The organism is Leptospira wolbachii serovar Codice str. CDC (genome assembly GCF_000332515.2).
Lineage (GTDB): Bacteria > Spirochaetota > Leptospiria > Leptospirales > Leptospiraceae > Leptospira_A > Leptospira_A wolbachii.
On the sequence record NZ_AOGZ02000010.1, the window covers coordinates 1 to 9,263 of the forward strand.

The following is a 9,263-nucleotide window of genomic DNA, read 5'->3' on the forward strand; positions in this document are numbered from 1 at the left end:
GGCATTGCTCCTCATTCCAAGCATATGGTCTTTGATAGTCTGGTATTAGAAAATCTGCCTTTTTGTCGGAGAGAAGCTCGAAGATAGTTTTTTGATCTACATTTAGTTTTGACATTTATTTTTTTCCTTTAAATTTAATGGGTTTTAATATTAAGTTTACACGTTTGCGCATAACGAAAAAGCTTACCGACGTTCCTCGAAGCTGAGCCTCTGTAGGAGGCGTTAGCGTCGGCGCGATTTTTGCGGAGGCAAAAAATCGTGCAGGAGAGGAATGTGTCGCAGACCGAGCGAGGCCGTGAGTGCCGAAGCGTAGCGGTAAGCGGATGTTAATTGCAGTAGGTTTCTATTGGTATAGATATTATTCGAAAGGGAAATCTCATCAAGCGCGAAAATTTTCGATCCGAGTCTACGCGTTTTCTTATAAATTTATATTGGAACTAGCGAATTAAAAACTCATTTTTATTCGTTTAATGGAAAAATATATATCGTTTGCAAATCACAGTTTAATAAAAGAATCTTTGAAGAGAGTCTCCGCTACTAAAAGGCAGTAATATATTAATTCCTCAACCCTTTCTAAAGAAAATTTTCGCGCGCTTTTTTTGTATGATTCAACCTATTGCAATTAACGAACTAGACTAACCGACGTAGGCTGGCCCTGAGTCCCGGGACGGGACGTTAGGGACTGGAACGACACTTGCGTAGGCAAGGGGAGTGCCAGAAGCCTATGTGCCGCAGGCCGAGCGAGGGCGCAGTCCCGAAGCGAAGTGGTTAGCTGCTGTTATGCGTAGTGACCTAATTATAAAGATCAAGCTTATGGACTTTGCTCATTAGTTTGAAATGTTTATCCAAAGTGAATAGACTGCATTGATTTTGAATAGTATTTTGAAGAATCAGTAAATCCGGAATGCCAATTTTATTGATTCCGTGTTTGAGGTTTGTTATCTGAAATTCGATAATTTGTTTCCAATCTATAGACATTTCAAAACTTTCAATTGATTCCAGTATTTGAATTAATTGATTTTGTTTTTTGACTTTAAGATAAGGGATTATTTCAGTCAAAATTAATTGATTTGTAAAAATATTTCCTATATCGATCAATTTATCAACCTCTGAAGAGACTTTGGCATTGGAATCTCTAAAATATTCGATCCAAACGGAAGAATCTAATAAAACCTGATTCATCTTTTTCTTAATTCATTAAGATTTATATCAAGATCGATGGTTCCTTTGAAATTTTTCAGGTTTTTCAACTTTTCTTTTCTAATTAATGTATTTAAACCTTCTTTAATTACGTCTGTTTTGGTTTTGATGTGAGTAAGTTTCATCGCTTCTAAAACTAGCTCTTCTGGTATATCTATTGTTGTTCTCATCTTATGCATAATTTTATTATTTTCTATGCATAAGTCAAGTTCAGTTTTTTTGTCACAATGGTAAAAGTTAAGAAATTCTAATTTTTTCCTTTTCGTTAATATTTTTGTTACCCATGTCCTAAGGGATACTTTAGGTCATTACGCATAACGAACTAGACTTACCGAAGTTCCCTGACCCTGAGTCCCGAAGGGACGTTAGGGGCTGGCACGAAGCTTGCGCATGCGAGCGAGTGACAGAAAGGGAATTTGCCGTAGGCCGAGCGAGGCCTTGTGCCGAAGCGTAGCGGTAAGTCGCTGTTAGTTGCAGTGGGTAATTAATTCCAAATAGTTTTTAAACCAGATACTTTATATTTCTTCATTTCAGAATCTTTAGAAATTAATGTTAGTTTTCTTGAGATGCATTGCCAAATGAGCATTCGATCAAATGGATCTCTATGAAAATCTTCTTTTAGGTTATGATAGGAAGATGCATCTAGTAGAGTTAATTCAATTGTATTTATATTTAATTTTTCCAAAAAAATAGGAATATCTTCAGGTTTAAAACCCGATAGTTTCAGTTTACCAAGTTTATATTTTAAAGAGATTTCCCATAGAGAAATTGAGCTAACTAAAATTTGATTATTTTGGTCTTGAATGATAGAAGTTATTTTTTTACTTAATTGTTTTGAGTCCCCAATGACCCAGAGTAAAGCATGTGTGTCTAAAAGGAATGCCATTTATATATTTAAGAACTCATCCTCAGTAATGGAAAAATCTTTATCAAAGGAAATTTTGACCTTTCCGTCCATTAGGCCGATTTTTCTTTTTAAATCTTTTTTTTCATTAACAGGAACAATCATAGCGATTGTTTTTTTGTTTTTTCCAAAAAGAATACCTACTTTTTCTCCATTTTTAACATATTCAAGGACTTCGGAAAAATGAGTTTTTAGTTCACCAACAGGGTAAGATTTCATAATATATGTATTTTAGTTTAAGTTGACAAGTTGTCAAGGTAATAGTTATTCATTTTGTCTTATTAGGAATAGACTTTTACCCATTGCAACTAACGAACTAGACTAACCGACGTAGGCTGGCCCTGAGTCCCGAACGGGACGTTAGGGACTGGCCACGACACTTGCGAATGCAAGGGGAGTGCCAGAAGCCTATGTGGCGCAGCCCAAGCGAGGGCGAAGTCCCGAAGCGAAGCGGTTAGTTGCTGTTATGCGCAGTATCATTGGTCTATTTCTATTTTGTCGTTAATCAAGTCGATTTTTATTTTCTGATTTGAAAATTCGACTATTGCAATTGGGAAAGAGTATGAGGATTTGATATTACCTGATTTAGTTTCAAATAAGATTTCAATATTTTCATTAAGTCTTTTCTTGCATTTTTTATTAAAGTTAAAGAATTCATTTATATCCAACATTACATCAGATTTTAATTTACCAACATATCCTATATCTCGTTGTCCGTCATGAAATAAAATATAGTGCTTTTTTGAAGATGATAGGAAATAGATTGTACCTATTCGTTGATCGTAATCTAGCGGGTAAAATTGGAATGCTCCAAGTTTTAAAAGATTACATTTTTTCCAATCAAATTCATAAGTTACCTTAGAATCTTCATTTGCAGAAAACCAACCTGATTGTTGGGTATATACAATTTTATTTTCTAATGTCCAATAATCAAAACCGTATCCGATACCTAATTCAAAATTAGGAGTATAACAATTTTTTTTTCCCTTTTCGAAATCACCAGCTTTTACTGAGTATTCTATTTTGTTTTCAGCTATATTTTTAATATTAAATTGGCATATCCATTGATTTCGTGGAAGATCAAAAATTGCGCCAAGTTGTTTTTTACAATCAGGATCATGGTCTGAATAAGAAGTTTCAATTATGTATTTGTTATCGTTAGAAATTAACTTATTTGTTTGTTTAACTAAATCTTGTGAATAGATTTGTATGCTAAGTAATAGAAAAAAAATTGTGGTAGTATTTTTTGTTTTCATAATGATTATGATATTGCGCATAACGAACTAGACTAACCGACGTAGGCTGGCCCTGAGTCCCAACGGGACGTTAGGGACTGGAACGACACTTGCGAAGGCAAGGGGAGTGCCAGAAGCCTATGTGGCGTAGCTCAAGCGAGGGCGAAGTCCCGAAGCGAAGCGGTTAGTCGCTGTTATACGTAGTGCCGAATTTTATCAATGATATATTTAGATTGGCTATAAAAGGATATTTCAAATTAATTTTAGTAATTTAGAAATTATTGTTATTAGATTCTCAAAGTAAGGAAGTGTTTGAATTGATATTGGATATAGTGTTTAGAAAGTTATAATGACTCTAATTATCAAATCCTTCAAATTCGTCCAGAAGTTTTGATTCAGAATTTAGTTTTAATTCATATGATTCACTTATAATGTTTATTTCAATTTCCTTATCTCCTTGAAGAGTAAATAGATAATAATGTATTAGTGGAGAATTAATTTTCTTATTTAGTCGATTTAGTTTGATTGCTGTTTCCATAATCAAATTACTTTCTGTTAGAATTGCACTTCTGTAAAATTCAGGATATTCGTAATATTCATTTATGAAATTTAAATCACAAAAGTAAATATTTTTAAATATGAGTTTACCTTTAATCCATTTCAAAGGTTTTTCCGTGAAATTAAGCGGTTTAACTATATTAAATACTAATTTCCTTTCTGGGTTAAATGTCATATAGACATTTTGAATTAGTGTAAGATATAAGCCAAGATCATCATTATTATAATATTCTTCAGATTCGGTATTCATTTTTTTGATTTAATCTAAGGCATTACGTATAACGAACTAGGGGAGACGACGTTCCTCGTAGCTGAGCCTTCGTAGAAGGCGTTAGCGTCGGCGCGTCTTCTTGCGGAGCGAGAAGCGTGACGGAGAGGAATGTGGCGCAGCCCAAGCGAGGCCTCGTGCCGAAGCGAAGCGTTTCCCCGCTGTTATACGACGTCTGAAACTAAGCAGTAAGTTTTCTGTTTTTAATAGAAATTTCTAAATCTAGTGCATGACAAACTTTTAAAAAAGTGGATAAGTTGCAATTCACACCATTTTCTATCTTAGAAAGCTGTTGCTGAGTAACATGAGCTTTTTTTGCTAAATCAGATTGGGATAATCCTTTTTTCTCTCTCAAAGATTGTAGCTCAATAGAGATATTAACAAGTTCCATTTCTTCTTCAAATTTTTCCTTAAAAGATTTATTCTTTAACTTAATGTCTAAATGTGTTTTGAAAGATCTCATAACTTTAACTCCTTTAAGTTTTTTTCTGAATATTTAGTTAGGAAATAGTCTCTTCTATTAATAGCTTTTTTAATTTCAGCTTTTGGTACTTTATCAGTATTCTTAACGAATTGATTGGTAAGAATTATATAATTTTTGTAACAAAAGAAATAGAGAATTCTTATCTGTGAACCAGAAAGCTTAATTCGTAATTCATGAATCCCATCAATCAGTAAATCTGCATATGGCCTAGGTAAATTAGGTCCCAATTCAGTTAGTTTATCCAACCAAGCAAATATTTTTGCCTGGTTTCTCTCATCTTTTGAATTTATGAAAATTTCTATTTCAGATATAGCGTCTTTGTTTTCCGAAAAGTATATAATTTTCCATTTCTTTGACACAATCCAAAATACATCATTTATGATGTTAAGTCAATCTTTATTTATAGGTTTAGGTGAAATTTTTCAGATGTCGTATAACGATAGAGGCTTACCGACGTTTCGTGTAGCTGAGCCTCAGTAGGAGGCGTTAGCGTGACACGGAATGTGCCTTTAGGCCGAGCGAAGGCCCCACGAGAAGCAGATTTCCACAGAAATCTGAGTCGAAGTGGATAAGGACCTGAGCGAGCGGTAAGGCGATGTTAATTGCAGTTGGTTATCTATTGAATTTGTTAGAAATACGAAGTTGGCTAATCCCAAGCGCGCAAATTTTCGCTCATATTTCTTTTTCTTTAAAGCGCGCCAATCACTCATGAAGCATTGGAACAGTGAAAAAAAATAATATGAATATGAGCGAAGTAAATCTCTTCACTTATATTTTTCTCTTTTAATCACCTGAATCTCGCACAAAACGTTCAAACCATACCTAGATATAATTGAGAGAAAAGTTATTTGTATCTCTTTGAATCTTTAAGAAAAATTGCGCGCTGATTTTTTTTGAAGAGATTTAACCAATTGCAATTAACGAACTAGACTAACCGACGTAGGCTGGCCCTGAGTCCCGGAAACGGGACGTTAGGGACTGGAACGACACTTGCGCAAGCAAGGGGAGTGCCAGAAGCCTATGTGGCGCAGCCCAAGCGAGGGCTCGTCCCGAAGCGAAGCGGTTAGTTGCTGTTATGCGACGTTGCGGGGAGCGACACGGATGTCGCAATCTTAGCTCATATCCTCTTTGATTTTTAAGTATTCATCAGGAGTAATGATTTTTAGACCCTTAATTTTTTCTAAAGTTAAAAGATCTTTATCACCTGTTATTAATAAATCAACATTTGCTGAGAAAGCAGTTTCAAGAATATGGAAATTGTCTCGATCTCTCAAATTCAAATAGTCTTTAAGAGGTTTGTTTTTAATTATTGTGGTAGCACTTCTGATTTCCGCAATTGTAAATTGTATGAAGTCATTAGGTAGCTTGAACTTAGGTTTAGCTAAAGTTTCCTCTAATTCATCCAGAATTTCATTCGAGATATATCCAGTAAAAATAATCATCAAGTAAATCTTGGAAAACCATTCTAGGCTTTCCGTTGAACAAGATTGCAGAAATATATATGTTAGTATCTAAAAGAACTCTTAACATTAAGAAGCTTTTTTATTTCTTCTAACTGCTTTAATTTCATCAAAAATGTCAGCTTCTTTAAGATTTGATTTATCGATAGTTTTTGAAGCAAAATCGAAGATAGCTTGCCACTTAGATTTTTTCTCAATATAAGACCTTGCAGCTTCACGAATCAGTTCGGATCTGGATCTGTGTCTTTTTTTTGCAATTTTATCAATTTCTTTTAAAAGTAGCTTTTTCGAAAGAGATATTAACAGTCTGATTCATAATTTCCCATCATATACAAGATTTGTATATTTGTCAAATTGTTTATTTCTGGGTTTTTTTTCTTATAAAACGCCGCACGGATGCGGCGACTCTTCCCGGTATGACTTCAAGACATGGGTAACGTTCATGCGTCAGGAGAAGGGTAGTACTTTTTAGAACCTTCCTTGGTTTATGAACTTTATATGAATTGGAATCAGGATTAATCAAGAATAAATTTTGATCGAGATTACCTAACTTATTATTTCCGAACCAAATAGAAACGGAATCGTATTCTTTTTTAATACCGACATTAAACCCGTTAAAAGGATTTCCGATCATGATGAGATTTCCATTGTAATTGATGTAACCGCGATCGTTAACATGTCTTTGCTTGAATCCAAACGGATAGGCGATTAGAAGTTCAGCGTTCGGATCAAAAAGTTTTTCCGATTTAACATAGATTTGTTCTGGAGTTTTCATGTTAAGAGCTTCGTGTGGTCTTTCTCTATTGAATTCAATTCTCCATTTATCGAAGAGTTTTTGGAAGAGAGTGATGTTACCAACGATTTCATGTTGTAGTTCTCGAGCCATGTCTCTATGCATTCTTTCATGAGCGCCATTTTGGTAAGGTTTACCTGGTTGAATGCGATCGAGCTTGATACCTAGAGAGAGCCACCAAACAGAGAGTTTAGTGAGTCCCCAAAGAGACTGCATAGAAGCGAAAGGCGGTCCGTTGTCGGAGCGAATGATTTCTGGTAATCCATAGATCTTAAATAACCTAATAAATTCAGCTTTAACGGAAGGAATATCGCCTTTGGAAAGGGTCTTAATGGATAGTATGTATTTAGAAAAATCATCTCTGACTGTGAGAGGATTTTATTTTTTCCCTGTCCGGAGTATACCACCATCCTTTGAAGTCAACGGTCCAAATATGATTCGGATGGGTCGCTTTCTCCGGCATAGAGATTCGTTGTCCTGAATTAATTGGTCTTCTAATTCTTTTTTTTCTCAAGTAGGCCTGCCTTCTTAAGAATGCGTTCAACGGTAGATCTGTTAGGAGGTCTTCTATCTGGGAATTTAGCTTTATAGAGTTCGAGTATTTTCTTAGCACCCCAGAACTTCTTGTTATTTTTGATCTTAATGATTTCTAGAATTGTTTCTTCTGCAATCTTAGCGGGAGAGTTCTTAGGAGTTCTCTTCTTATCCAGAAGACCATCTCTCCCTTCCTTCAAGAACCTTTCTTTCCACTTGTATCCACACTTAGTAGAGATGCCATACTGAGCACAAAGCTGAGTAAAATTGACGTCATTCTGGAAGCTATCCAGAACAAATTGAAATCTTAAATCCACGGTATTATTCTCCTTCCAAGGCATCCCAAAGCCCTCCTGTAAAGGTGATCTAAAGGGATTAGAAACCTGAAAGTGTTACCTATGTCTTGCTACAAAAGTGTTACCCATGTCCTGAGGCATACAGTTACGACTTTCGCATAACGAACTAGACTTACCGAAGTTCCCTGACCCTGAGTCCCGACGGGACGTTAGGGACTGGCACGGAGTTTGCGGATGCAAACGAGTGACAGAAAGGGAATTTGGCGTAGCCCGAGCGAGGCCTTGTGCCGAAGCGTAGCGGTAAGTCGCTGTTATACGACGTTTGTATTATATAATTATTAGGTATTAAGATTTTCATAAATATATATACTTTTCCAAAAATTAGGAAATTGTTTTTCTTTCCAGTATTCTTCAAGTTCTCCCACGGACTTAATATATTTTTTCATATAAAAAACTACATATATATATTTTATTTCTGTATTGGTTTTGTAAGCTTTCGAATCTGCACAAAGATCATCTATGGATTTCTTTAAATCTTCTTCGGATTTAATGTACTTATATTCTACTACGGATTCACATTTTACAGAACTAAAATCAGGGATATAAGTTTTCAATTTTTGTGAAAAATTAAAAGTTTTATCATCTATGATATCCGGGAGAACGAGTTTCAAGTGCTCTTTTATTCCATTGTAAACTTGTGGTTCGGTAGTCGGTTGAATATTTAATAATTTTAGAATGTAGCCTGTCGAATTTAAAATATTCTCTAAAGTTTTTCTGTTAGTTAAGGATACAGCATCAGTAATTTCTGAAGGAGAAGGAGGATCATCAGAAAAATATTCTTTTATAGGAATTAGAAGCCTACGTATGCTTGGGCAAATTTCGCCATATATTGTATCACTTTCATGATCATAATTTGATTTCCACAAAAATTTTAAATCGTGACGGTTAAGGAAGTATTCCTTATCAAATTCCAATAATTCATTATGAAGGTTATTTATTTCAAGGAAAAAGCGAATTTTACGAAAAAGAATATCTACCAATAATAGAATTTTTTCATCCATATCCATTTGAATTTCTTTTTGAATTGAATCACTTTGATTGCTATAGTTAGGATGATTTAAGATATATAAACCACTGTCAATTTCTGAATCTAGATTTGCTAGTTCTTTAAAAATTAAATTGATATAGTCTTTGTTTTTTTTGTTATTCATAATTAATTTTACAAATGTCGTATAACGAACTAGGCTAACCGACGTAGGCTGGCCCTGAGTCCCGGAACGGGACGTTAGGGACTGGTCACGACACTTGCGAAGGCAAGGGGAGTGCCAGAAGCCTATGTGTCGCAGACCGAGCGAGGGCGAAGTCCCGAAGCGAAGCGGTTAGATGCTGTTATACGACGTGCTTGGGTTTAACTGGCTAGTCTACGCTCTTTATAATTTTTTTATTGCTCTTAACTCATTTTTCAATTCATACTGTTTTATTTCTAAATCATAATGAGCTTGAATAGAGAGCCAGAACTCAGAGAATTTCC

11 protein-coding genes and 3 pseudogenes are annotated in these 9,263 nt (G+C 35.1%); all 14 read right to left on the reverse strand.

Annotated features, from left to right (window positions below; translation table 11 throughout):
* Positions 1-792 precede the first annotated feature (792 nt).
* Positions 793-1,182 carry a PIN domain-containing protein gene (locus LEP1GSC195_RS03895; RefSeq protein ID WP_015680194.1) on the reverse strand — a complete coding sequence of 130 codons (390 nt, stop codon included), beginning with the start codon at positions 1,180-1,182 and terminating at the stop codon, positions 793-795.
* Positions 1,179-1,379: a type II toxin-antitoxin system VapB family antitoxin gene (locus LEP1GSC195_RS03900; protein ID WP_015680201.1), complete on the reverse strand. Its 201-nt coding sequence runs from the start codon at positions 1,377-1,379 to the stop codon at positions 1,179-1,181. Before LEP1GSC195_RS03900 ends, LEP1GSC195_RS03895 begins: the two co-directional genes overlap by 4 nt.
* A gap of 305 nt (positions 1,380-1,684) precedes the next feature.
* Positions 1,685-2,086: a type II toxin-antitoxin system VapC family toxin gene (locus LEP1GSC195_RS03905; RefSeq protein ID WP_015680193.1), complete on the reverse strand. Its 402-nt coding sequence runs from the start codon at positions 2,084-2,086 to the stop codon at positions 1,685-1,687.
* The gene (locus LEP1GSC195_RS03910) at positions 2,087-2,323 is read right to left on the reverse strand and encodes a type II toxin-antitoxin system Phd/YefM family antitoxin (RefSeq protein ID WP_015680197.1); all 237 of its coding nucleotides are present in this window, start codon (positions 2,321-2,323) and stop codon (positions 2,087-2,089) included.
* A 257-nt stretch (positions 2,324-2,580) separates the two neighbouring features.
* Positions 2,581-3,360 (reverse strand): hypothetical protein, encoded by a 780-nt coding sequence (locus tag LEP1GSC195_RS03915; RefSeq protein ID WP_156827633.1) that lies wholly within the window; start codon positions 3,358-3,360, stop codon positions 2,581-2,583.
* 334 nt (positions 3,361-3,694) lie between these two features.
* Complete coding sequence (locus LEP1GSC195_RS03920; RefSeq protein ID WP_040506339.1) at positions 3,695-4,147, reverse strand: hypothetical protein; 453 nt, start codon at positions 4,145-4,147, stop codon at positions 3,695-3,697.
* 199 nt (positions 4,148-4,346) lie between these two features.
* On the reverse strand, positions 4,347-4,628 hold the full coding sequence (locus LEP1GSC195_RS03925) for a helix-turn-helix domain-containing protein (RefSeq protein ID WP_015680203.1): 282 nt from the start codon (positions 4,626-4,628) through the stop codon (positions 4,347-4,349).
* Entirely contained in the window at positions 4,625-5,008 is a 384-nt protein-coding gene (locus LEP1GSC195_RS03930; RefSeq protein ID WP_040506340.1) for a type II toxin-antitoxin system RelE/ParE family toxin, read from the reverse strand. Before LEP1GSC195_RS03930 ends, LEP1GSC195_RS03925 begins: the two co-directional genes overlap by 4 nt.
* Positions 5,009-5,761: 753 nt before the next feature.
* A pseudogene (locus tag LEP1GSC195_RS03935) lies at positions 5,762-6,179 on the reverse strand (putative toxin-antitoxin system toxin component, PIN family).
* Positions 6,179-6,425: pseudogene (locus tag LEP1GSC195_RS19450) on the reverse strand (CopG family ribbon-helix-helix protein). The pseudogenes LEP1GSC195_RS03935 and LEP1GSC195_RS19450 overlap by 1 nt, the downstream one beginning before the upstream one ends.
* Positions 6,426-6,467: 42 nt before the next feature.
* A complete protein-coding gene (locus LEP1GSC195_RS19455; RefSeq protein WP_015680196.1) occupies positions 6,468-7,118 on the reverse strand; it encodes an integrase core domain-containing protein in 651 nt (216 codons plus the stop codon).
* Between the two features lie 278 nt (positions 7,119-7,396).
* Positions 7,397-7,753, reverse strand: coding sequence for a helix-turn-helix domain-containing protein (locus LEP1GSC195_RS03945; protein WP_232227678.1), 357 nt, complete (start codon positions 7,751-7,753; stop codon positions 7,397-7,399).
* 317 nt (positions 7,754-8,070) lie between these two features.
* Complete coding sequence (locus LEP1GSC195_RS03950) at positions 8,071-8,943, reverse strand: hypothetical protein (RefSeq protein ID WP_015680192.1); 873 nt, start codon at positions 8,941-8,943, stop codon at positions 8,071-8,073.
* A 219-nt stretch (positions 8,944-9,162) separates the two neighbouring features.
* Positions 9,163-9,263, reverse strand: a pseudogene (locus LEP1GSC195_RS20200) (HigA family addiction module antitoxin); the annotation flags it as partial.

Excerpts from the sequence above, each read along its gene's own strand:
- LEP1GSC195_RS03910 (WP_015680197.1), bottom strand. The coding sequence starts at position 2,323 with ATGAAATCTTACCCTGTTGGTGAACTAAAAACTCATTTTTCCGAAGTC.
- LEP1GSC195_RS03915 (WP_156827633.1), bottom strand. The coding sequence starts at position 3,360 with ATGAAAACAAAAAATACTACCACAATTTTTTTTCTATTACTTAGCATA.
- LEP1GSC195_RS03900 (WP_015680201.1), bottom strand. The coding sequence starts at position 1,379 with ATGCATAAGATGAGAACAACAATAGATATACCAGAAGAGCTAGTTTTA.
- LEP1GSC195_RS03950 (WP_015680192.1), bottom strand. The coding sequence starts at position 8,943 with ATGAATAACAAAAAAAACAAAGACTATATCAATTTAATTTTTAAAGAA.
- LEP1GSC195_RS19455 (WP_015680196.1), bottom strand. The coding sequence starts at position 7,118 with ATGCAGTCTCTTTGGGGACTCACTAAACTCTCTGTTTGGTGGCTCTCT.
- LEP1GSC195_RS03925 (WP_015680203.1), bottom strand. The coding sequence starts at position 4,628 with ATGAGATCTTTCAAAACACATTTAGACATTAAGTTAAAGAATAAATCT.
- LEP1GSC195_RS03920 (WP_040506339.1), bottom strand. The coding sequence starts at position 4,147 with ATGAATACCGAATCTGAAGAATATTATAATAATGATGATCTTGGCTTA.
- LEP1GSC195_RS03895 (WP_015680194.1), bottom strand. The coding sequence starts at position 1,182 with ATGAATCAGGTTTTATTAGATTCTTCCGTTTGGATCGAATATTTTAGA.
- LEP1GSC195_RS03905 (WP_015680193.1), bottom strand. The coding sequence starts at position 2,086 with ATGGCATTCCTTTTAGACACACATGCTTTACTCTGGGTCATTGGGGAC.